This is a genomic window from Arthrobacter sp. zg-Y1171 (assembly GCF_025244845.1).
Taxonomy (GTDB): domain Bacteria; phylum Actinomycetota; class Actinomycetes; order Actinomycetales; family Micrococcaceae; genus Arthrobacter_B.
In genome coordinates this window covers 2,695,839-2,716,970 of the sequence record NZ_CP104264.1, presented here as the reverse complement: position 1 = coordinate 2,716,970, position 21,132 = coordinate 2,695,839, and the positions used below count along the sequence as shown (strand labels likewise).

21 protein-coding genes and 2 tRNA genes are annotated in these 21,132 nt (G+C 66.5%); 14 read left to right on the top strand and 9 right to left on the bottom strand.

Annotated features, from left to right (window positions below; all coding sequences use genetic code 11):
- Positions 1-145: 145 nt before the first annotated feature.
- Positions 146-1,738: an ammonium transporter gene (locus tag N2L00_RS12735; protein ID WP_255862622.1), complete on the top strand. Its 1,593-nt coding sequence runs from the start codon at positions 146-148 to the stop codon at positions 1,736-1,738.
- Positions 1,739-1,745: 7 nt separating this feature from the next.
- On the opposite strand, the gene N2L00_RS12730 is transcribed toward N2L00_RS12735, so the two are convergent.
- Both N2L00_RS12730 and N2L00_RS12725 read right to left on the bottom strand, forming a co-directional pair.
- Positions 1,746-2,030: a putative quinol monooxygenase gene (locus N2L00_RS12730; protein WP_255862623.1), complete on the bottom strand. Its 285-nt coding sequence runs from the start codon at positions 2,028-2,030 to the stop codon at positions 1,746-1,748.
- A gap of 63 nt (positions 2,031-2,093) precedes the next feature.
- Positions 2,094-3,074, bottom strand: coding sequence for a DNA-3-methyladenine glycosylase (locus N2L00_RS12725; RefSeq protein WP_255862624.1), 981 nt, complete (start codon positions 3,072-3,074; stop codon positions 2,094-2,096).
- A gap of 124 nt (positions 3,075-3,198) precedes the next feature.
- On the opposite strand from N2L00_RS12725, the gene N2L00_RS12720 reads away from it, so the two are divergent.
- Positions 3,199-4,578 (top strand): cystathionine beta-synthase, encoded by a 1,380-nt coding sequence (locus tag N2L00_RS12720; protein WP_255862625.1) that lies wholly within the window; start codon positions 3,199-3,201, stop codon positions 4,576-4,578.
- Between the two features lie 70 nt (positions 4,579-4,648).
- Positions 4,649-5,794, top strand: coding sequence for a cystathionine gamma-synthase (locus N2L00_RS12715; protein WP_255764928.1), 1,146 nt, complete (start codon positions 4,649-4,651; stop codon positions 5,792-5,794).
- Here N2L00_RS12715 and N2L00_RS12710 read toward each other — a convergent pair.
- Both N2L00_RS12710 and N2L00_RS12705 read right to left on the bottom strand, forming a co-directional pair.
- Positions 5,791-6,234, bottom strand: coding sequence for a hypothetical protein (locus N2L00_RS12710; protein WP_255764927.1), 444 nt, complete (start codon positions 6,232-6,234; stop codon positions 5,791-5,793). The genes N2L00_RS12715 and N2L00_RS12710 overlap by 4 nt on opposite strands.
- A complete protein-coding gene (locus tag N2L00_RS12705) occupies positions 6,234-7,412 on the bottom strand; it encodes an amidohydrolase (protein ID WP_255862626.1) in 1,179 nt (392 codons plus the stop codon). Before N2L00_RS12705 ends, N2L00_RS12710 begins: the two co-directional genes overlap by 1 nt.
- 158 nt (positions 7,413-7,570) lie before the next feature.
- Between N2L00_RS12705 and N2L00_RS12700 the strand changes: the two genes are divergently transcribed.
- The 3 genes from N2L00_RS12700 (at position 7,571) to N2L00_RS12690 (ending at position 11,793) form a co-directional block, all read left to right on the top strand.
- Complete coding sequence (locus tag N2L00_RS12700; protein ID WP_255862627.1) at positions 7,571-8,860, top strand: glycosyltransferase 87 family protein; 1,290 nt, start codon at positions 7,571-7,573, stop codon at positions 8,858-8,860.
- 9 nt (positions 8,861-8,869) lie between these two features.
- Entirely contained in the window at positions 8,870-9,550 is a 681-nt protein-coding gene (locus N2L00_RS12695) for an MOSC domain-containing protein (RefSeq protein WP_255764924.1), read from the top strand.
- 344 nt (positions 9,551-9,894) lie between these two features.
- Positions 9,895-11,793 carry a DEAD/DEAH box helicase gene (locus N2L00_RS12690; protein WP_304659652.1) on the top strand — a complete coding sequence of 633 codons (1,899 nt, stop codon included), beginning with the start codon at positions 9,895-9,897 and terminating at the stop codon, positions 11,791-11,793.
- 120 nt (positions 11,794-11,913) lie between these two features.
- Here the strand turns inward: N2L00_RS12690 and N2L00_RS12685 are convergent, their stop codons facing one another.
- Positions 11,914-13,287: a protein kinase domain-containing protein gene (locus N2L00_RS12685; protein WP_255765703.1), complete on the bottom strand. Its 1,374-nt coding sequence runs from the start codon at positions 13,285-13,287 to the stop codon at positions 11,914-11,916.
- A 182-nt stretch (positions 13,288-13,469) separates the two neighbouring features.
- On the opposite strand from N2L00_RS12685, the gene N2L00_RS12680 reads away from it, so the two are divergent.
- The 8 genes from N2L00_RS12680 to N2L00_RS12645 all read left to right on the top strand — a co-directional run bounded on the left by N2L00_RS12680 (position 13,470) and on the right by N2L00_RS12645 (position 17,783).
- A tRNA-Thr gene (locus N2L00_RS12680) sits at positions 13,470-13,541 on the top strand.
- 75 nt (positions 13,542-13,616) lie between these two features.
- A tRNA-Met gene (locus N2L00_RS12675) sits at positions 13,617-13,690 on the top strand.
- Between the two features lie 243 nt (positions 13,691-13,933).
- The gene (locus N2L00_RS12670) at positions 13,934-14,500 is read left to right on the top strand and encodes a type 1 glutamine amidotransferase domain-containing protein (RefSeq protein WP_255764923.1); all 567 of its coding nucleotides are present in this window, start codon (positions 13,934-13,936) and stop codon (positions 14,498-14,500) included.
- An 81-nt stretch (positions 14,501-14,581) separates the two neighbouring features.
- Positions 14,582-15,532: a DUF2797 domain-containing protein gene (locus N2L00_RS12665; protein ID WP_255764922.1), complete on the top strand. Its 951-nt coding sequence runs from the start codon at positions 14,582-14,584 to the stop codon at positions 15,530-15,532.
- Positions 15,533-15,590: 58 nt separating this feature from the next.
- Positions 15,591-15,830 carry a hypothetical protein gene (locus tag N2L00_RS12660; protein WP_255764921.1) on the top strand — a complete coding sequence of 80 codons (240 nt, stop codon included), beginning with the start codon at positions 15,591-15,593 and terminating at the stop codon, positions 15,828-15,830.
- Positions 15,827-16,276 carry a MaoC family dehydratase N-terminal domain-containing protein gene (locus N2L00_RS12655; RefSeq protein WP_255764920.1) on the top strand — a complete coding sequence of 150 codons (450 nt, stop codon included), beginning with the start codon at positions 15,827-15,829 and terminating at the stop codon, positions 16,274-16,276. Before N2L00_RS12660 ends, N2L00_RS12655 begins: the two co-directional genes overlap by 4 nt.
- 5 nt (positions 16,277-16,281) lie before the next feature.
- The gene (locus N2L00_RS12650) at positions 16,282-16,713 is read left to right on the top strand and encodes a MaoC family dehydratase (RefSeq protein WP_255764919.1); all 432 of its coding nucleotides are present in this window, start codon (positions 16,282-16,284) and stop codon (positions 16,711-16,713) included.
- A 5-nt stretch (positions 16,714-16,718) separates the two neighbouring features.
- On the top strand, positions 16,719-17,783 hold the full coding sequence (locus N2L00_RS12645; RefSeq protein ID WP_255765702.1) for a UDP-N-acetylmuramate dehydrogenase: 1,065 nt from the start codon (positions 16,719-16,721) through the stop codon (positions 17,781-17,783).
- A gap of 21 nt (positions 17,784-17,804) precedes the next feature.
- Here the strand turns inward: N2L00_RS12645 and N2L00_RS12640 are convergent, their stop codons facing one another.
- From N2L00_RS12640 to N2L00_RS12625, 4 genes are all read right to left on the bottom strand, one after another.
- Positions 17,805-18,296 carry a hypothetical protein gene (locus tag N2L00_RS12640; RefSeq protein ID WP_255764918.1) on the bottom strand — a complete coding sequence of 164 codons (492 nt, stop codon included), beginning with the start codon at positions 18,294-18,296 and terminating at the stop codon, positions 17,805-17,807.
- A gap of 138 nt (positions 18,297-18,434) precedes the next feature.
- Positions 18,435-19,577 carry an aspartate-semialdehyde dehydrogenase gene (gene asd / locus N2L00_RS12635; protein ID WP_255764917.1) on the bottom strand — a complete coding sequence of 381 codons (1,143 nt, stop codon included), beginning with the start codon at positions 19,575-19,577 and terminating at the stop codon, positions 18,435-18,437.
- Between the two features lie 10 nt (positions 19,578-19,587).
- Positions 19,588-20,298, bottom strand: a complete 711-nt coding sequence (locus N2L00_RS12630; RefSeq protein ID WP_255764916.1) for a dihydrofolate reductase — start codon at positions 20,296-20,298, stop codon at positions 19,588-19,590.
- 10 nt (positions 20,299-20,308) lie between these two features.
- On the bottom strand, positions 20,309-21,112 hold the full coding sequence (locus N2L00_RS12625) for a thymidylate synthase (protein WP_255764915.1): 804 nt from the start codon (positions 21,110-21,112) through the stop codon (positions 20,309-20,311).
- Positions 21,113-21,132 lie beyond the last annotated feature (20 nt).

Sequence of the window (21,132 nt, the reverse complement as noted above, 5' to 3'; positions counted from 1 at the left end):
TCCCGTCACAGCTTTTCGGGCCTCCGCCACTCGAACGCCCACGGCTTGATAAAAGCGGAGTTGGAAGCGGGGATCGTATGTGCGGCAGCAGCGGAACAATCGGCAAAGCAGGAACCGGAACACCTGACACCCCGGGGAGCCGGGCATGAACGGGGCGGACACCGCGTGGGTGCTGATCTGCGCCGGGCTGGTGCTGTTTATGACCCCGGGCCTGGCACTCTTCTACGGCGGGATGGTTCCCGTCCGCAACGTCCTGACCATGCTGATGCAGAACATCATCCCGCTCGGAATCATCTCGGTGACCTGGATCCTCGTCGGGTACACCCTGGCCTTCAGCAACGGGGGCAACTCCGTGCTCGGCGAATTCGACGCCTTTGCGCTTATCGACGTCGACACTCCGCAGTTCCACACCGTTGCGGCGGGCGTGACCATTCCGACGCTGGCCTTCGTGGCCTACCAGATGATGTTCGCGGTGATCACTCCCGCACTGCTCACCGGTGCGACAGCCGGCAGGCTCCGGTTCGCCGGCTGGGTGGTTTTCCTTGCCGCATTCTCCATCCTGGTTTATCCGCAGGTGGCGCGCTGGCTCTGGCATCCAAAGGGATGGCTGTTCCAGCTTGGCGCCCAGGACTGGGCCGGCGGCATGGTGGTGCACGCCTCCGCGGGTGCCGCCGCCGTGGCGGTGCTGCTGGTGGTGGGCCGGCGGCGCGGGTGGCCAAACCTGCGGACCTCGCCCAACAACCTTCCGCTGATGCTGGTGGGCGGCGGCATTCTCTGGTTCGGGTGGTTCGGATTCAACGCGGGTGACGGGCTGCAGGCCAACGACATTGCCGCGCAGGCACTGATCAATACCCACGTGGCAGGATCGGCCGCGATGCTCACATGGTTGCTCGTGGAGCGGATCACCAGAGGGCACTGCACTCTGGTAGGAGCAATTTCCGGTGCAGTTGCGGGCCTGGCCACCATCACGCCCTGCGCCGGTTATGTCGGCACCGGGGCGGCCCTGCTGATCGGACTGATCGCGGGCTGCGTGTGCGTGGTGGCGGTGCGGCTCAAGAGTGTCCTGCATTACGACGACGCCCTGGACGTCATTGCCGTCCATTTCGTGGGCGGCGTGCTGGGGTCCTTCCTGCTGGGTTTCTTCGGGGACAGCTCAGTGAACCCGGCCGGAGATGACGGCATCTTCTCCGGCGGCGGGGGAATGCTGCTGTGGCACCAGAGTGTTGCCCTCGTTTCCGTGGTGCTCTTCTCCTTCGTGCTCAGCTGGGTCATTGCCGCCGTCATTTCCCGGACCATAGGGCTAAAGGAGCCGGGTCCGGAGCAGGAGGACCTGGACCGCGTCCAGCAGGACTCGTCCGCGTATTCACTCAGCGGAATCAGTGCCCGGCCCACGGCCGCGGGCCGGGCGGCGGTGGACGGAAGCCCGGGCGGCGACGCCCGGCACTCCGCCGCCAGCCATGTCATCAGCGCCTTGGTCAACACCGAGCGCATAGACGGGCTGCGGGACGCGCTGCTGATGGCCGGCGCCCGCTCCCTGGAGCTCTCCGAAACCGCTGTCTACTCCGGGAAGATCCGGAGCGATACTTTCCGCAGCGAAAAGCGGCTGATCGATTTCGATGAGCGGTTCCGGGTGCAGGCAGCAGTGGACCCGGAACACGAGGAAGCGGTGGTCGCGGTGCTGAAACGGTTCGGGGCGGAACCCGAATCCATCTACCGGATGGCAATCGCCCCGAACTGACGCCGGGTTAGACCTGTTCCACCTTGAGCGGTTCGGCCAGCAGGGCACTGAGGGATTCCTGCAGGTCCTGGAGGGCGGCACCGCGGGCATGGCGCTCCAGGTCCGCACGGGAGGCCCACTGCTCCGCCAGCACAATTGCCGACTCCGAGTCCTCGATGATTTCGTAGCGCAGGCAGCCCGGTTCCGTCCGTACCTGCTCAATGGCGATGTCCAGGGCCAGCTTCACGCGCATGTGCTCGCCGGCGTTGGGGACCATGGTGGCGCGGAGATTGATGGGGGTATTGGTTTCCATTCCCCCACCATAGGACTGTCCACGGAAATTGCCGTGCAACCGACCCGGAACCCTGCCGATACCTCAGCGGCGGCGGTGGTCCATCGGGGCGAGCTTCGGTCCGTAGGTGGGTTTGCGGTAACCGCTGAGCATGATCATCCGCACCACCCGCTGGCGGTGTCCCCGCCAGGGTGCGAGCAGCTCCAGCATGCCGGCGTCGTCGGTCCGCTTCCCGGTGAGGGCCGCGCCCACGTAGGCGGCCAGGTGGTAGTCGCCAACGGAGACGGAATCCGGAGCACCGTGGGTCCGCTGGGTGATTTCCGCAGCGCTCCACACGCCGATTCCCGGAACGGAGCAAAGCTTGGCGGTCAGGTCCTCGCCGAGCGGATCCCCGGCCAGCCGCTCCAGCCCCGAGGCGAGCGCACAGGCCCGCAGGATGGTGGTGGAACGGGAAAGGTCCACCCGTGCCCGGTGCCAGTCCCAGCTGGGGATCTTCCGCCAGGTCTCCGGGGCAGGGGAGGCTTTCATGCCCGACGGCGCCGGGCCGGGTGCGTCAACGCCGTAGCGGGTCACCAGGTAGCGCCAGGCGTAGTAGGCCTCCAGCACGGTGACTTTCTGCTCCAGCACCACCGGGATCAGGCTGTCCATGATCCGGCCCGTGCTCGGCAGCCGCAGGGAGAGGTTCCGGCGCCGGGTCTCCGTGACCATCCGGGGCAGGGTCGCGAGGAACTGGTCGTCGTCAAAGCCGGACCAGTCGTCGTGTTCACCCAGCAGGGCGGGTACCGAGTCCAGCGCGCACCGGGCACCCGGCCCCCAGGCCTGGGCGCGGACCCGTGCGCCGGGGGCCGGGACGGGTTCCTCGCGAAGGTGCAGGGTGGCCGGACCTTCCGGGGTGAGGAAGGCCAGCCAGGCAACACCCGGGCCGAGGCGGATGGTCGGATCCTGCTTACCGCGGACCAGGATGCGCAGCGAGGTCTGCAGGCAGTACGGGGCGGGGGACTCCCAGCAGCGCACCAGACCGGAGGGAGCCTGCTGCAGCGCTGGACCAGCGGCAGTGAAGGACATGCAACTATCGTTGCACGTACCACCCCCGCTTCTGCCCGCACTGCCGGCTGCCCGGATGTGGCTTTTGCTACGCCGCGTTCCGCCCCCCATGCCACAGCGGGAAGGAAGAAGTACCGTGGGTCACATGAAGTATGCCAATACCGTCCTGGACCTGATCGGCAACACTCCCTTGGTGAAGCTCCACCACGTGACCGAAGGCATCAGTGCCACCGTCCTGGTGAAGCTGGAGTACCTGAATCCGGGCGGATCCGTAAAGGACCGCATTGCCGTGAAGATGATCGACACGGCCGAGCGTGAGGGGAAGCTGCTGCCCGGCGGCACGGTGGTTGAGCCCACCAGCGGCAACACCGGTGTCGGGCTCGCGTTGGTGGCCCAGCAGAAGGGCTACAAGTGCATCTTCGTTACCCCGGACAAGGTGGGGGTGGAGAAGCGGGACGTACTGCGTGCCTACGGTGCCGAAGTGGTGGTCACCCCGACGGCGGTCGCTCCGGACAGCCCCGACTCCTACTACGGAGTCTCCGACCGGCTGGTGCGCGAGATCGACGGCGCGTACAAGCCGGACCAGTTCTCCAACCCGTCGGCCCCGGCCAGCCACTTCGAATCCACGGGACCGGAAATCTGGGCGGATACAGACGGCCGGGTAACCCACTTCGTGGCAGGCGCCGGCACGGGCGGCACCATTACCGGCACTGGACGCTACCTGAAGGAAGTCTCCGCGGACCGTGCCTCCGGGCCGGTACGGGTGATTGCCGCGGACCCGGACGGCTCGGTGTATTCCGGCGGCACGGGCCGCCCCTATTTCGTGGAAGGCGTGGGGGAGGACATGTGGCCGGACAACTACGATCCGTCCGTGCCTGACGAGGTGATTGCCGTGAAGGATGCGGACTCCTTCGCCATGACCCGCCGCCTCGCCCGGGAGGAAGGCCTGCTGGTAGGCGGGTCCTCCGGCATGGCCGTCACCGCGGCACTTGAGGCTGCGCGCTCGCTGGGGCCCGACGACGTCGTCGTGGTCCTGCTGCCGGACAGCGGCCGCGGATACATGGGCAAGATTTTCAACGACGAGTGGATGCGCTCCTACGGTTTCCTGCAGGACGGCGGAGAGCAGGCCACCGTCCGCGACGTGCTGGCCACCAAGGACGGCTCGCTGCCGGAACTGGTCCACACCCATCCAAACGAAACCGTGCGGGACGTCATCGCCATCCTGAACGAGTACGGCGTCTCGTATCTGCCTGTCCTCTCGCAGGAACCGCCGGTGGTCCTGGGCGAAGTCCTCGGATCGGTGGATGAGCGCTCGCTGACGGAGAAGCTTTTCCGCGGCGAGGCCAAGCCGACGGATCGGATCAGCGAGCACATGGGGCCGCGTCCGGAGCTGGTGGGTACGGGGGACACCGTGGCCGCCGCGCGTTCCAAGCTGCAGGAGGACGACGCCGTCATGGTTACGTCCGATGGCGCAGCCGTTGGCATGCTGACCCGGCACGACCTACTTTCGTACCTGAGCCTGTAACCCCGGCACACCTTCGCAGGGGTGCTGCCTGCACCGATCTGCCGGTCCCGGCCGGCGCTAGGAGAACACCATGAGCAGCTTCAGTACGCGCGCCATCCATGCGGGACAGGAACCGGATCCCACCACGGGCGCAGTCATTCCGCCCCTGTACCAGAGCACCACCTACGCGCAGGACGGCATCGGCGGCCTGCGCAACGGCTATGAGTACGGCCGCGGAACCAACCCCACCCGGGATTCGCTGCAGCAGCAGCTTGCTGCACTGGAAGGCGGCAGGCATGCCTTCTCCTTCAGCTCCGGGCTGGCCGCGGAGGACGCCCTCATCCGGGGGCTGCTGGCTCCCGGGGACCACATCGTCCTGGGCAACGATGCCTACGGCGGAACCTACCGCCTGATCAACAAGGTGCTGGGCAAGTGGGGAATCACCAATGCTGCCGTGGATATGTCCGACGCCGCCGCGGTTGCGGCTGCCATCGCCGCCGGGAACACGAAGATTGTCTGGCTCGAAACACCGTCGAACCCGATGATGAAGATCAGCGACATCGCCGCAACGGCGCAGGCAGCGCACGACGCCGGTGCCCTCCTGGTGGTCGACAACACCTTTGCGTCCCCGTACCTGCAGCAGCCGCTGGCCCTGGGGGCCGACGTCGTCGTCCACTCGACCACCAAGTACATCGGCGGGCACTCCGACGCGGTAGGCGGTGCCGTCATCCTGAACGACGACGCCCTGGCGGAGGAGGTCGGATTCATCCAGTTCGCTGTCGGGGCTGTGTCCGCGCCGATGGAAGCCTGGCTGACCACCCGCGGCCTGAAGACCCTGGCGGTGCGGATGGACCGGCATTCCGCCAGCGCGATGGCCGTGGCGAAGTGGCTGAAGGAGCAGCCTGCAGTGGAGCACGTGCTGTATCCGGGACTGGAAGAGCACCCGGGGCATGACCTGGCCAAAGCGCAGATGAAGGACTTCGGCGGCATGGTTTCCGTGTCCTTCAAGGGCGGCGAGGCAGCGGCCCGGAAGGTGGCCGAATCCACCCGGCTGTTCCTGCTCGCCGAATCCCTGGGCGGGGTGGAGTCCCTGATGAACTACCCCTCGGAAATGACCCACGCCTCGGTCAAGGGCACCGAGCTGGCCGTGCCGGAGAACCTGCTGCGGCTTTCGGTGGGCCTGGAGGATGTCGAGGACCTCATTGCGGACCTCGACCAGGCGCTGGGCCAGCTCTAGGAAGCCGTACCCCTGCGCCCCTTGCGCTTCTTCGGGTCCCGGAGCTGGAAATACCTGCTGCTCTGCGGCAGCCAGAGCAGCGCCGTGCAGGCCAGCAGCACCAGGCCTACGGCCACTAACGCCGGGCCGCGGAAGAGCAGCGGGAACCCGGCAATCACCCCGATACTGCTCAGTGTTTCCCGGGCGCTGCGCTTACCCGACCGCAGGCGCAGCACGCTGTAGGCGCTCAGGGCAGCAAGCACCAAGGCTAGGATCCCCAGCAGGGTCAGCGCAGCGCTGTCCTGATGCTGGGTCCGGGCCGAAATGATGAACGAGACGCCCGCTGTGGCCACCAGCGCGGCTGCCGCGAGCCATGCGGCGGCCGCTGCCCGGATGATGCGGGGCGGGCGGGTGCGAGGCGGGGGAGTGCGCGGCGCGGGAGTGCCGGAACCCGGTCCCATCAGCGGGGCGCCACTATCTGTTCGCGGGCGTCAAGGTCGTAGCGGTAGACCTCCCGGCCGCCGATCCATACCTTCAGCGCCCGCTGCATCACGTCCAGCGGATTGCCGCTCCACAGGACCAGATCCGCGTCCTTGCCGGGTGCCAGGGAACCGAGCCGGTCCGCGAGGCCCAGGACCCGGGCGGGATTGATCGTCACGGCACGCAGTGCCTCCTCGGGGTCCAGTCCCTCCTTCACCGCGAGCGCGGCTTGGTAGATCAGGAAATTGATGGGGACCACCGGATGGTCGGTGATGATGGAGATCTCCACCCCGGCAGCAGCCAGCTTCCCCGGATTGGCCATACTGCGGCCGCGCAGCTCCACCTTCGAGCGGGTGGTGAAGAGCGGACCGATGAGCACCGGGACGCCGCGTTCGGCCAGGACATCGGCCAGCAGATGGGCCTCGGTGCCGTGGTCCAGCACCAGGTCGTAGCCGAACTCGTCCGCCAGCCGCAGGGCGGTGCCGATATCGTCCGCCCGGTGGGCATGCTGCCGCCAGGGGATTTCCCGCTTCAGCACCATGGCCAGGGCTTCAAGGTGCGGGTCGCGGGCGTTCGGGTCCGCCTTGCCCAGATAGTTCTGCGCATCCATAAAGGCCTGCCGGATCACCATCGCCGTACCCAGACGGGTGGAGGGGGTCTGCTTCTTGTCGCTGTAGATCCGCTTCGGGTTCTCTCCGAGAGCGGACTTCAGTCCGCTGGGCGCGCGCAGCACCATTTCCTCCAAGTAGCGCCCGTGCGTGTGCAGCGCCACTGCCTGCCCGCCGATCGGGTTGCCGGAACCGGGGTTGATGTTGGCCGTGGTCACTCCGCCGGCCAGCGCGTCGTCGAACCCTGTGTCAAAGGGGTTGACGGCGTCCAGGGCGCGGACGCCCGCCATCACCGGGTCCGTCATCTCGTTGGAATCGTTGCCGGCCCAGCCTTCACCCTCCTCATGCACGCCGAGGTGGGTGTGCGCATCCACCAGCCCGGGCAGCAGCCACTGGCCTCCGGCATCGAGCACCTGGGCGCCTTCGGGCACAACGACGTCGGGGCCCAGCTCCCGGATCCGCCCGTCCTCGACGAGGACGGTGCCGTCGAAGGGCCTGCCGGTGACCGGAACCACATGGGCATTGGTGATGGCTTGAAGCGCGGGGGACATGGGGACCTTTCGCTTACTGATCTGGTCCGGCCAGCCTATCGCCTGCCTCCGGACGGGGGAGGAGGAGCGGGCTGCCCGGTAGACTTGCGGGTGTCAAGATCGACGAAAAAACGCTATGTAGCGCCACGCGCGCGGCCGGCAGTCTTACAGGGAGAACAATGGGCCAGATCCACCGATCCGCTTTTGTGCGGACCGTTGCGACCCTGGGGGCGCTGGCATTAGCCGGGTTGCTCGTATGGACAGCTTTCGACTTGTCGCCGCGCCACGGCCTCGACTTCAGCGTCTATCTTTCCGGCGGGCAGAGCGTCATCGACGCCGCCGGTGAACTGTATACGAAGTCGGTCCAGTACGACGCCGACAGCAGCCTGCTCTTCACCTACCCGCCTTTTGCCGCGCTGGTCTTTGCCGTGCTGGCGCCGTTCGGCCAGAGCGTGGGGCTGAACATCTTCACCGGCATTTCCATCGCCATTGCCGCAGCCACCGCCGTCTGGGCAGTGCGCTATTTCTTCCGCCGCCGGGGCGCAATGGATGTACTCCGCCACCCCTGGCTCCGGCCGCTGGCGATCGCCGGCACCGGGCTGATCGTGCTGCTCGGCCCGTGGCGCGAAACGCAGGCCTTCGGGCAGATCAACATCCTGCTCTTTGGACTGATCATGGCCGACTTCGTGATCAAGAAGGAAAGCTGGCCCACAGGTCTGCTGACCGGGGTGGCGGCCGGACTGAAACTCACCCCGCTGGTTTTCGGTCTGTACTTCCTGGCGCGGGGCGACTGGCGCGGGCTGCGCAACATGACCTACGGCTTCCTCTCAACCTTCGCCCTGGGCTTCCTGATCCTTCCGCGGGAATCCCGCACGTACTGGCTGGACCTGCTGCCGGACACCTCGAGGATCGGCGGTGCCGGCTACGTGGACAACCTCTCGATCAAGGGCGCGATCCTGCACTTCGGCGGCCCGGATTTCCCCGTCGACCTTCCGTGGCTTCTCCTGTCACTGCTGGCTGTCGCCGCTGCCGCCGTCGTCATCCGCATTGCCGGCAACCGCGGGCAGACCTTCACCGCACTGGCAGTCACCGCGCTGCTGATGCTCTTGATTTCCCCCGTCTCCTGGTCGCACCACTGGGTCTGGGTGGCCCTCTTCATCCCTGTCCTGGCCCGGAACGTGATGGATGTGGAGCCGGAGCGCCGGAGACTGAAGATCACCGGGTTCCTCCTGCTGGCCTCCTCGCTGGTGATCTTCATATACTCGCCCAAGACCATCGGCGAACTGTTCAATGCGCCCAACCTGGACTCCCAGCTGCCCGAGCCGTGGCTGATGGCCTCCAGCGCCGGTGTCTTCTGGGGCATCGGGCTGCTGGCCTGGTGGTACGTCGACTATTGGGGCAGCCGCCCGCGCCAGTGGTGGCGAAACAATCCGCCCGGGTTGCAGCGGGCCACGGAGCCGCAGCCCTAGACTGCTGGCATGAGAACCGGTTCCCTGCTCGCCGTATGCCTGCTGCACGGCCTTCTGCCCACGAAGGACGCCACCGGCGTCACTGCCATCGACAAGCGTGCCGTGGCAGGACCGGTAAAGGTCCATCCCCTGGGGCTGACCGGAGACCTGCAGGCCAGCCGCAAGCATCACGGCGGCGAATCCAAGGCAATCTATGCCTATTCCCAGGACGACGCCGAGTACTGGGCCCGGGAACTGGGACGGGAGATCCCGCCCGGACTGTTCGGCGAAAACCTGCGGCTGGACGGTATTGACGCCACTGCCGCCCTGATCGGCGAGCGGTGGCGGATCGGTGCCGACGTCGAGCTGGAGGTGACCTGCCCCCGCACCCCGTGCCGCAACTTCCAGCGGCGGATGGAGGTGCCGAACTGGCAGCGCCGCTTCGCGGAGGCCGGCCGGGTGGGCACCTATCTGCGGGTCCGCCGCCGCGGCAGCATCGCTGCGGGGGACACGGTGGAAGTGGTGACCGCACCCAGCCATGGCGTGAGTGTCCGCGACGTCTTCCGTGGCCTCGACGCCGATCAGGCGGCGGCGCTGCAGGCGTCCCGGAGCGCCGGCGAGATCACGCTGTCACCGGAAATACTCAAGGTCCTGCGCACCATGTCGGCCAAAGCAGTGCGGTCCACGGCGGCAGTGCCGGCCGCGGGTTAGCCCTGTGCGCAGCCCTGCGCACAGCGCCTGTGCGCAAGCTCACCGGCTCCGACCACGCACCGGGCGCCGGGATGCCGTACACTGGAAAACATCCCCCACTCCGGTATTCCCTTATTTCCTACGGTTCAATCCGTACGGTTCGTTGTGTTGGGGCTCGCATCTAATGCGGGCAGATTCATCTTTCGGGGAGCGCCGGCAAAGAAATCGTCACACCGGTCGTAGGCACAATCCAGTGAAATCGGCCCACAGCTGTGACGGAAAGTCCTGCCTGGGATTGCAACAGCGCCGGACTTACGTCCTGCAGCCTATTGGTTGCCCGGTCCCGATTGAATGAGGATTACCTCTTGTCTGAAGCCACGCTGGAAAACACCAACGTCGAAAATGCCGCTCCCGAAACCGAAGAGAACACCGTGCTGTTCAGTGACTTCGGATTGGACGAGCGCGTCCTGGCAGCCCTGAAGGATGTCGGCTACGTAACGCCGTCTCCCATCCAGGCAGCTACCATCCCCCTGCTGCTCGAAGGCCGCGACGTCGTCGGCCTGGCCCAGACGGGTACCGGCAAGACCGCGGCATTCGCCGTTCCGGCCCTGTCCCTGCTCGCCGGCCGCCCGGCAACCAAGGACACCCAGGTGCTGGTGCTTGCACCCACCCGTGAACTGGCCCTGCAGTCTGCAGAAGCCTTCACTTCCTACGCCGTCCACATGGATGGCATCACCGTGCTTCCCGTCTACGGCGGTTCCGCCTACGGCCCCCAGCTCAACGGCCTTCGCCGCGGCGCCCAGGTTGTTGTGGGCACCCCCGGCCGTGTGATTGACCACATCGCCAAGGGTTCCCTGAACCTGTCCAACCTCGAGTACCTGGTGCTCGATGAGGCTGACGAAATGCTGCGCATGGGCTTCGCCGAAGACGTGGAGCAGATCCTTTCCTCCACTCCGGCGAGCAAGCAGGTTGCACTGTTCTCCGCCACCATGCCGCCGGCCATCCGCAAGATTGCCAAGAAGTACCTGAACAACGCTGCGGAAATCACGGTCAAGTCCAAGACCACCACCGGTGCGAATACCCGCCAGCGCTACGTGCAGGTCATGGGCCCGCACAAGCTGGATGCAATGACCCGCATCCTGGAAACCGAAGAGTTCGACGGCGTTATCGCGTTCGTCCGGACCAAGGCGGCCACCGAAGACCTGGCTGACAAGCTCAAGGACCGCGGCTACAGCGCCGCCGCCATCAACGGCGACATCCCGCAGCAGCAGCGTGAGCGCACGGTCGAGGCCCTCCGCGACGGCAAGATCGACATCCTGGTTGCCACGGATGTTGCCGCCCGCGGCCTCGACGTCGAGCGCATCAGCCACGTCGTCAACTACGACATCCCGCACGACACCGAGTCCTACGTCCACCGCATCGGCCGCACCGGCCGTGCAGGACGCACCGGCGACGCCATCCTGTTCATGACCCCGCGCGAGAAGTACCTGCTGCGGGCCATTGAAAAGGCAACACGCCAGCCGGTTGAGCACATGCAGCTTCCCAGCGTCGACATCGTCAACGAGAAGCGCCTGGCCAAGTTCTCCGAGAAGATCACGGAAACCCGTACTTCCGAAGACATCTCGGTATTCAAGGACCTGGTCACCAAGTACATCGCCGAGCACGACGTGCCCGCCGAAGAGGTTGCCGCAGCCCTTGCCGTCATGGCACAGGCCGGACGCCCGCTGCTGCTGCAGGAAGTCGCACAGGCTCCCGCCCGCCAGCGCGAGCGTTCCGAAGGCCGCAACGACGGCGTCGGCTCACGCGGCCCGACGCGCCCGCTGACCGAAGGCAATGCAACGTACCGCATCGCCGTCGGCCGCCGCCAGCGCGTGCTGCCCGGTTCGATTGTCGGCGCCATCGCCAACGAGGGCGGCCTGTCCTCCGCGCAGATCGGCGGCATCGACATCCGTGCAGACCACACCCTGGTGGAACTGCCTGCAGATCTGTCCAAGGACCAGCTGCGCGCCCTGTCCCGCACCCGGATCGGCGGCGAACTGATCCACCTCGAGCTGGACAAGGGACGCAAGCCGGCCCGCGAGCGTGAAGGCGGCGGCAGCTTCAACGACCGCGCCGACCGTGGCGGATTCAAGAAGGATTTCAAGAAGCGCGACGGCGAGCGTTCCTTCGGGGACCGCGGCAGCGACCGCCCGTTCAAGAAGCGTGAAGGCGGCTTCCGCGACAGCGCCGCTGCCGGTGCCCGCAAGCCCCGCTTCCGCGACTAGGAAGCCTGCGGCGCCGGAACCTAAGGCGCCGCAGCGCAACTCCGTATAACAAGAAGGACGCCTCCCGCTGCGGGAGGCGTCCTTCTTGTTATGCCCTGTGGCGCCGGGTTGCAGCTCCGGCTAGTGGACCGACCCGCCTGCGCGGCGGCTTTCGAGGCGCATTTCCAGGTCATTCATAACAATCGCGGCCAGGTCCGAGAGTGTTGCCGCATCCTCGGGGGAGAAAGTGCGCGTCTTCGTATCCAGGATGCAGAGCGTGCCCAGATTGAACCCGTCACTGGTCTGCAGCGGAACGCCGGCGTAGAACTGCAGGCCGAAGTCTCCGGCCACCAGCGGGTTGGCCAGCGTTCGCGGATCCTGCCGGGCGTCGTCGACCACATACACGCTGTCCTGCAGGATGGCGGAGGCGCACAGGCCGGGATCGCGGCCGATCTCGACGGCGTCGGTGCCGTGGTGGGACTTGAACCAGATCCGGTCGGTGTCCACCACGCTGACGATTGCCACGGGGACGTCGAAGAGGCGGGAGGCCAGGGCCGTGACCCGGTCGAAGGCACCGTCAGGGGGAGTGTCCAGCAGGTCATAGCGGCGGACCGCGTCCATCCGCTGGGCTTCGTCGGCGGGCAGGATCTCCGGGTCAACCCGGTGCCGGCCGCGCGCGGCGATGATCATGTCATACAGGACCTGGGAGACGTCGTGGGCGCTGGGACGCCCTGCAGCGTCCTGAGCGGTCATGGCGCGCAGCAGGGACACCCAGTCCGCTCCCAGCTCTGCGGGGATCTCAGGGTCCCGGAGAAGGCGCGCGAGGGCACTCTCCAGGGCGGGGCCGGGGAAGGCCGGCTCTCCCGTGAGGCACTGCAGCAGTACCAGGCCCAGCGAATACACATCGCTGGACGGTCCGGCCTGTTCGCCGCGGGCCTGCTCGGGGCTCATGAACGCCGCGGTGCCGGAGAAGGTGCCGTGCTGCGACTGCGGGTCGCCGGACACGAAGGCAACGCCGAAGTCGGTGAGCTTGGCCCGGAGCCGGGCATCGGCGCTGCGGTAGTCGAACAGCATGATGTTCGCGGGCTTGACGTCCCGGTGCACCACGCCGTTGTCGTGGATGTACTCCAGTCCGATGGCGAGGTCGTAGCCGAGCATCGCGGCCTGGCGGCGGGGCAGCCGGCCCTCTTTCAGCCGTTCGCGCAGATCGAGGCCCTGGACAAGTTCCATCACGAGGTAGATCAGCGGCGATTCCGGGTTGGACGTGTCCGATCCGGCATCCAGCAGGGTGACCAGGCTGTGGTGGTTCAGGCGCGCCAGGATCTTGGCCTCGGCGTCACTGCGCCGCAGGTCGATCTCACTGGTGGCTGACGGGCGGATGATCTTCACCGCTACGTCCCGGTCCAGGAACTCGTCCTTGGCCCGGTGGACGGTGCCCATGGCACCTGCCCCGATTTGATTCAGGAGCCGGTATCTTCCACCCAGGAAGAGACCTTCTGAAACATGGTTCGGCACTATGCTCACGTGCCCTCGCTTTCTCGTAGCATAAGCATACTGATAAACAGGGCAGGATTTGACCTTTTTTGCCGCACGGAACGGCGTGTCGGGCGGGCAGAAAGTGTCGCTGGTCACCTTGGGCCAAACGGTCCATCTCGATTTCATGTTCCTGAAAAGTGCTGGTAGAGTTTTATGTCGTTGCCCCGATAGCTCAGTGGTAGAGCGCCATCTTGGTAAGATGGAGGTCCCGGGATCGATTCCCGGTCGGGGCTCTCAATGGGAGGGCCCGCGTTGCTAAGGCTGTTTGTTTTTGCAGAGGCCTATGTAGGGCGGGCTTTACTCATTTTGGCGGTGTAGCTCAGTTGGTTAGAGCGCACGACTCATAATCGTGAGGTCGGGAGATCGAGCCTCCCCACCGCTACAAACAGGGCAGGTCCTGGAGATTTCAATCTTCCGGTACCTGCCCTTTTTGTTTGCCCCGGGCCGGTGGCCGCGCACCGCCGCGCCGCTCCGACAGTCCACTAAGGTTGCTTATCATTGCCGGTTCTCCATAGGGTGGGCGTAGCGGGAAACCGAAAGGTTTCCCGATCCAGGCACCACCACCGTAGAAGCATCGCTGCGGCCCGCAGGTTTTCCGGCCGCAGCTGAAACGAACGGAGTCACCATGGCAGAGCACGATATTTCCGGCAAGAAGGTCGCTTTCCTCCTCACCGACGGCGTGGAGCAGATTGAGTTGACCAGCCCCTGGGAAGCAGTCAAGAACGCCGGCGGCGAGCCGGTCCTCGTGTCCCCGAAGAAGGGCACCGTCCAGGGCTTCGATGGCATGGACAAGGGTGAAACCTTCACCGTCGACCTGGACGTGGCCGACGCCGACGCAAGCGACTTCGACGCACTCGTCCTGCCCGGCGGCGTCGTCAACGCAGACTTCCTCCGCGTGGACAAGAACGCCCAGCAGTTTGCCCGTGCCTTCTTCGAGGCGCACAAGCCCGTGGCTTCCATCTGCCACGGCCCGTGGCTGCTGATCGAGGCCGGCGTCGTCAAGGGCCGCGACCTGACGTCCTACCACACGCTGGCAACGGACCTGAAGAACGCCGGCGCGAACTGGACCGACGAGGAAGTGGTGGTGGACCAGGGGTTCGTCACCAGCCGCAACCCGGACGATCTGCCGGCTTTCAACGACAAGCTCGTTGAGGAAATCGCCGAAGGGGAACACGCGGGCCAGCACGCCTGACACCTCCCGAAACACCGCCGAAGGGTGGGGTAACGTGAAAAACGTTATCCCACCCTTTTGGCGTTATCCGGGAGGTCCACCATGCCTGCAGCCGGGGGCACCGCAGCATCCGCCGACGCCGGCAGGTTCCTGTGTTCGGGGACCTCCTGGGACACGTCCGGCCCGAACCTGGCACTGCACCTTCCCAACGGGCAGGCCGAAAAGCAGCCGCTCGCTCCGGGCACCGAACTACGGTTCCGTGTCCTGGCGGACGCCAACGGCAACGAAAAGTTCTGCCTCGGCTCCTGGCAGGTGAACGACGACGGCGTCCAGTCCCACACTCCCTGTCCTGGCCAGGCTCCTGCCGAGCGCGGTTATCAGTGCAGCAGCTGCTTCATCCGGGACGAGGTGCGCGGCATCCACAACAGCCATCGGGTGGACAGCATCCCCGACGCGCTCCGGCGCTACCTGGATCAGCCGCACTGGCTGTACGTGGCCACTTTCGCCGACGGATCCACCAAGGTCGGCACTGCAGCGGACGGGCGCAAGCAGCTCCGCCTGGTTGAGCAGGGGGCCGTCCGTGCCCGATATGTCGCCCGTGCCGGCGACGGACTGGTGGTGCGGGTGCTCGAAGACGCCGTGACGGCCGTGGTCGGCCTGCAGCAGGCAGTCCGGGCGGGAACCAAAACGGCGGCGCTGGCCCGGCCCCTGGCCGCCGCGGAACTGGACGCCCGCAACGCCGAGGCCGCGGAGTCGGTGCGTTCCATGCTGCCGGACGTGGCGGTTACCGGTTTCCGGACGGCCGACGAAGTCTGGGAACCACCGGCCCAGTTCGCCACCGTGCTGGAAACGCCGTGCGAACTGTATCCGTGCGACCCGGCATCCGGAGAGCACGGCATGGTCATCCAGGCCGTCCTGGGCGCAACGGCCCTGGTCCGGGTGGACGGCGAAGAAACCCTGTTTGCAGCGGACCTGTCCCGGCTGAAGGGCCGCCGGCTGCAGTACGGTTCCTTCCGCACAGCCGTCCCTGCACTGCAGGCCGCGCTGTTCTAGCGGGAACCGCGCGCGCACCGTTTCGGGCCCTTCCCGCCCGCCCCTGTATTCTGAAGACATGCTAAATACCCCTTGGGAAACCGGCTCGCCCCTCTACCGGAAACTTGTCGTGAGCGCCCTGGCGCTCAGCGGCCTCGGGGTGCTGCTGGTACTTCTGGGAGCTGTCCTGGACAACCAGGTCCTGATGTACATCGCCCTTCCCCTGATTGTGGTGGGCCTGAGCACGCACCTGAGCGGTATGGTGATCCGCGCCAGGGACACCCGGCGCCGCATCAAGGGCATGGAGGGCAAAAAATGAGCATCAACCCCCAACTACAGGGACGCACGTACCCGGCAGGGGCAGCGTACTCCGTGGGCCGCGAGAAGATCCGCGAATTCGCTGCGGCCGTCAAGGCCACCAACCCGGCCCACTTCGACGTCGCCCGCGCCCAGGACCTGGGCTACGCAGACCTCGTTGCCCCGCCCACCTTCGCCATCATCGTTGCCCAGCGTGCCGACGCGCTGCTGGTTGCCGATCCCGATGCAGGCATCGATTTCTCCCGGGTGGTCCATGCCGATCAGCGCTTCACCCACCACCGTCCCATCGTGGCCGGAGACGAGCTGGTGGCCGAGCTGCACGTGGACTCCGTGCGGGCTATGGGCGACGGCGCCCTGATCACCACCCGCGCGGAAATTTCCACAACCGAGGGCGAGCAGGTAGCCACCACCCTTTCATCCATCCTCGTCCGCGGAGAGGGGCAGTAACCGCTATGTCCATTGCACTGAGTGAACTGTCCAAGGGTGCCGAAATCGGTTCCGCGGCGCTGGAAATCTCCCGCGCCGACCTCGTCCGCTACGCCGGTGCCTCCGGCGACTTCAACCCCATCCATTGGAACGAGCGCTTCGCCCGCGAGGTGGAACTGCCCGGCGTCATAGCGCACGGCATGTTCACCATGGGCACCGCAGTCCAGCTGGTGAGCGACTGGATCGGAGATCCGGGAGCGGTGATCGACTACCAGACGCGGTTCACCCGTCCCGTCTTGGTGGAGGACATCGACGGCGCCCCCGGGGCGGTCGTGGAGGTTGCCGGTGTCATCGGCGCCATCGACGCGGACAACTCGACGGCACGCGTGGATCTCACCGTGACCTTCAACGGACAGAAGGTGCTGGTCAAGGCACAGGCAGTGGTGCGGGTCTGGTGACTGCTTTGACCCGGATGCCGCTGGCATCCCTGACCACCGCACGCGTAGGCGGACCGGCCCGCCGCTACCTGGAAGCAGAAACCGAAGACGAACTCATCATCGCCGTCCGCGCCGCGGATGAGGCCGGGGAGCCGCTGCTCATCATCGGCGGCGGTTCCAACCTGTTGATCTCCGACGAAGGCTTCGACGGCGCCGTCATCCACATTGCCAGCCGCGGGCTGGACATCCGGGAGGCCGGGGACGGAACTGCCGTCCTGCGCGCAGAGGCCGGGCACCCGTGGGACGAGCTGGTGGCGTACACCCTGTCGGAGGGCTACTCCGGCCTGGAGGCGCTTTCCGGTATTCCGGGGCTGGCCGGAGCGACGCCGGTGCAGAACGTGGGTGCCTACGGCGCCGACGTCTCGCAGGCCATCACTTCGGTGCGGGCCTGGGACCGCACCGAGCGCACGGTCGTGGAATTCGCCAACGCCGATCTCGAATTCGGCTACCGGGATTCGGTGCTCAAGCGCAGCACGAAAAACGGCTCTCCCCGCTACGTGGTGCTGACCGTGGAGTTCGCCCTCTCCAAGGGGTCCACCAGCGCTCCGGTCCGCTACGCCGAGCTCGCCCGGGCTCTGCGAGTGGAGATCGGCGAGCGTGCCGACGCCGTGGACGTGCGCCGCGAAGTCCTCCGGCTGCGGGCGGGGAAGGGCATGGTCCTGGACGCCTCGGACCCGGACACCTACAGCACCGGTTCCTTCTTCACCAACCCCATCGTTGATGAGGAAACCGCAGCCGCGCTGCCGGCAGACGCTCCCCGCTACCCGGTGGCGGAACCCGGCAAGGTGAAGCTCAGCGCCGCGTGGCTGATCAGCCACGCCGGTTTCCGCAAGGGTTTCGGGCTGGCCCCCGAGGACGGCACCGGCGGGCGGGCCTCGCTGTCCACCAAGCACACCCTGGCCGTCACCAACCGCGGCGACGCCGCTGCCGAGGACCTGCTGGTGGTGGCCCGTGCGGTTGCTGCCGGCGTGGAGAAGGCTTTTGGTATCCGGCTCCACCCCGAGCCCCTGCTGGTGAACTGCGCGCTGTAGCGGTCTGGGGCACGGGAGGACTCAGCCGCCGGGATTGTCGCCGAGCGCGGGTCCCGGCGGTCCAGGTCCTTCCTCCGCAAGCCCCTTCCGTGCAGGGCCTTTCCGTGCCTCGGCAGCCGCTGCCCGCGCACTCCGGATGGCCGGGCGGTCCCGGCCCGGATCCAGCAGGCAGCTGTTGCACAGCCACTGGATCAGCCGGGGCGTCAGGGCCACCTGGGTGCGCCGGTCCTGCAGATCAGGCAGCAGCCACTCCGGCTCCAGGAAACCGCTGAGGGCATAGGCGAGCTCGTGGGCGCCGAACAGCCGGGCGAAGGCCGCTTCCGGCTCAAGGCTCCGCTCAAGCGCCAGCAGCGCCTGGTCCTCGACGCAGAGGATGCGTGCGCCCTCGGCCTCGAGATACCGGCGCAGCTGGAGCGCCACGCGGAGATAGCGGGCGCGGGTGGGGGTCTGCTTGCCGGCACAGCTGAAGGCGAAGAAAGTGTTAAGGACGAGATCCACGCTTTGCTTCTCCATGCGGACAACATGCCACCCGGCACTGACATTTTTCAGGCACTCCGGTTTCAAGCCGCAAACCGGTCTTGGGAGCCAACGCCCCTTAACGCAGCGCGGGTCCGCTCCACGGGGGAGCGGACCCGGAACGGGAACCGGAAATCAGAGGTTGCCGGTGGCGATGCGCAGCATCCGGCGCAGCGGTTCGGCGGCGCCCCAGAGCAGCTGGTCGCCGATGGTGAAGGCACTGATGTACTCCGGACCCATTTCCAGCTTGCGGATGCGGCCCACCGGGATGTCCAGCGTGCCGGTGACCGCCACCGGAGTCAGCTCGGCCATGGTGGCTTCCTTGGTATTGGGCACCACCTTGGACCATTCATTGTCCGCGTCGATGATCTTCTCGATCTCGGCCACGGAAAGGTCCTCGGTCAGCTTCAGGGTCAGGGCCTGGGAATGGGAACGCATGGCGCCGATCCGAACGCACAGCCCGTCAAACGGTATCCGTCCGTCGGTCCCGCGGCCCAGGATCTTGTTGGTTTCCGCACCGCCCTTCCACTCTTCCTTGGACATGCCGTTACCGAGGTCCGCATCGATCCAGGGGATCACCGAACCGGCCAGCGGCACGCCGAACTGGGAGGAGTCCATGGACGGGTTTTTCTGCTGGGCCAGGACGGCGCGGTCAATCTCCAGGATGGCCGACGCCGGATCGGCGAGGTTGGGCGCCACCGCAGCGTTCAGCGCACCGAACTGGTTCAGCAGTTCACGCATGTGCCGGGCGCCGCCGCCGGAGGCTGCCTGGTAGGTCATGGACGTGCCCCACTCGACCAGGCCGTTGCGGAACAGTCCGCCGAGGCCCATCAGCATGCAGGACACGGTGCAGTTTCCACCCACGAAGTTCTTCACGCCGCGGGCCAGGCCCGCGTCAATCACGTCACGGTTGACCGGATCCAGCACGATGATCGCGTCGTCGTCCATGCGCAGCGTGGAAGCGGCGTCAATCCAGATGCCGTCCCAGCCGGCGGCGCGCAGCTTCGGGAAGATCTCCGCCGTATAGTCGCCGCCCTGGGCGGTGACGATGATCGGCAGCTTGGCCAGCGCGTCGACGTCGTACGCATCCTGCAGCGGTTCAGCTCCGGCCGCGAAGGACGGCGCGTTGCCGCCGGCGTTGGAGGTCGAGAAGAACACCGGGTTGACCAGCTCGAAGTCGCCCTCGTCCTGCATGCGCTGCATCAGGACGGAACCGACCATGCCGCGCCAGCCGACGAAACCTGCACTGGGAAAAGCGGGAATGGAGGAAGAAGTCATGGTTTCCACTCTAGGCCAGCGGGTCCGCCGCGTCTTGGTTGTGTCCGTCACGGTCGTCTTCCCCGCGGTCCCGTGTCCAGAGGGCAATCCGGTAGCGGGTGCCGTTGGAAGACGTGTACCAGTCGGCGGCAGGACTGACACCGCTGAAGGTCCAGTCCTGGCCCAGTGCCGGGGCGAACGTGTCGCCTTCGGTTTCCACGTCGATGACCGTCACCACCGCGGTATTGGCCACGGAAACGGCTGCTTCATACAGCTGTGCACCTCCGATGATCCAGATTTCCGTGCTCCCGGAACTGGTTCGGGCCAGGGTCAGGGCATCCTCGAGGGAGCCGACGACGACGGCGCCGGCCTCCGCGGCTTCGTCCCGCAGTGCGGCACTGGAGGACACGATGATGTTTGTCCGCCCGGGCAGCGGACGGTAGGCAGCAGGGAAGGACTCCCAGGTGCGGCGGCCCATGATGACCGGGTGTCCCGCCGTCGTCGCCTTGAAGTGCGCCATGTCCTCGGGCAGGTGCCACGGCATGCCGCCGTCGCGTCCGATGACGCCGTCAACGGTCTGGGCCCACACCATGCCAATGACGGGTTCACCCTCGGGTACCGTGCCGCGCTCCTGGAGGACCTGGCCCAGGTCCGCGCCCTCACCGGAGCCGCCGCCTACCGGGAAGTAGCGGGTGGGGCCGGCCGGGGCGGCAGTAGTTGTTACGGGAAGGGACTCGGTCATGGTTGTCCTCTCAAACGGCGATCGGAGCTTTGATACCGGGGTGGTGCCGGTAATCGAGGACCTCGAAGTCCTCAAGGGTGTAGTCGAAGATGCTCTCGGGAGTACGGCGGATCCGCAGCTTCGGGTACGGGAAGGGCTCCCGGCTGAGCTGTTCACGGACCTGGTCCACATGGTTGTCGTAAATGTGGACGTCGCCGCCGCTCCAGACAAATTCGCCGGGCTCCAGCCCGGTCTGCTGGGCCACCATCAACGTGAGGAGCGCGTAGGAGGCGATGTTGAACGGGACCCCGAGGAAGGTGTCCGCGGAGCGCTGGTACAGCTGGCAGGACAGCTTCCCGTCCGCCACGTAGAACTGGAACAGGGCGTGGCAGGGCGGCAGGGCCATGTTCTCCACTTCGGCCGGGTTCCAGGCCGTGACGATGTGGCGGCGGGAATCCGGGTTCTTCCGGATGCCTTCGACCAGTTTCGCAATCTGGTCGATATGCCCGCCGTCGGGTGTGGGCCAGGAGCGCCACTGGACGCCGTAGACCGGGCCGAGCTCGCCGTCCTCGTCCGCCCACTCATCCCAGATGCTGACACCTTGTTCCTGCAGCCAGCGCACATTGGAGTCGCCGCGCAGGAACCAGAGCAGCTCAAGGGCCACGGATTTGAAGTGCACCCGCTTGGTGGTGATCAGCGGAAAGGACTCGCTCAGGTCGAAGCGCATCTGGCGGCCGAACACGCTGCGCGTGCCGGTACCGGTGCGGTCCGATTTCTGCGTTCCGTTGGCCATGACGTCGCGCAGCAGGTCTTCATACGGGGTAGGAATGCTCACCCGGCCAGTCTAGTTCAGGT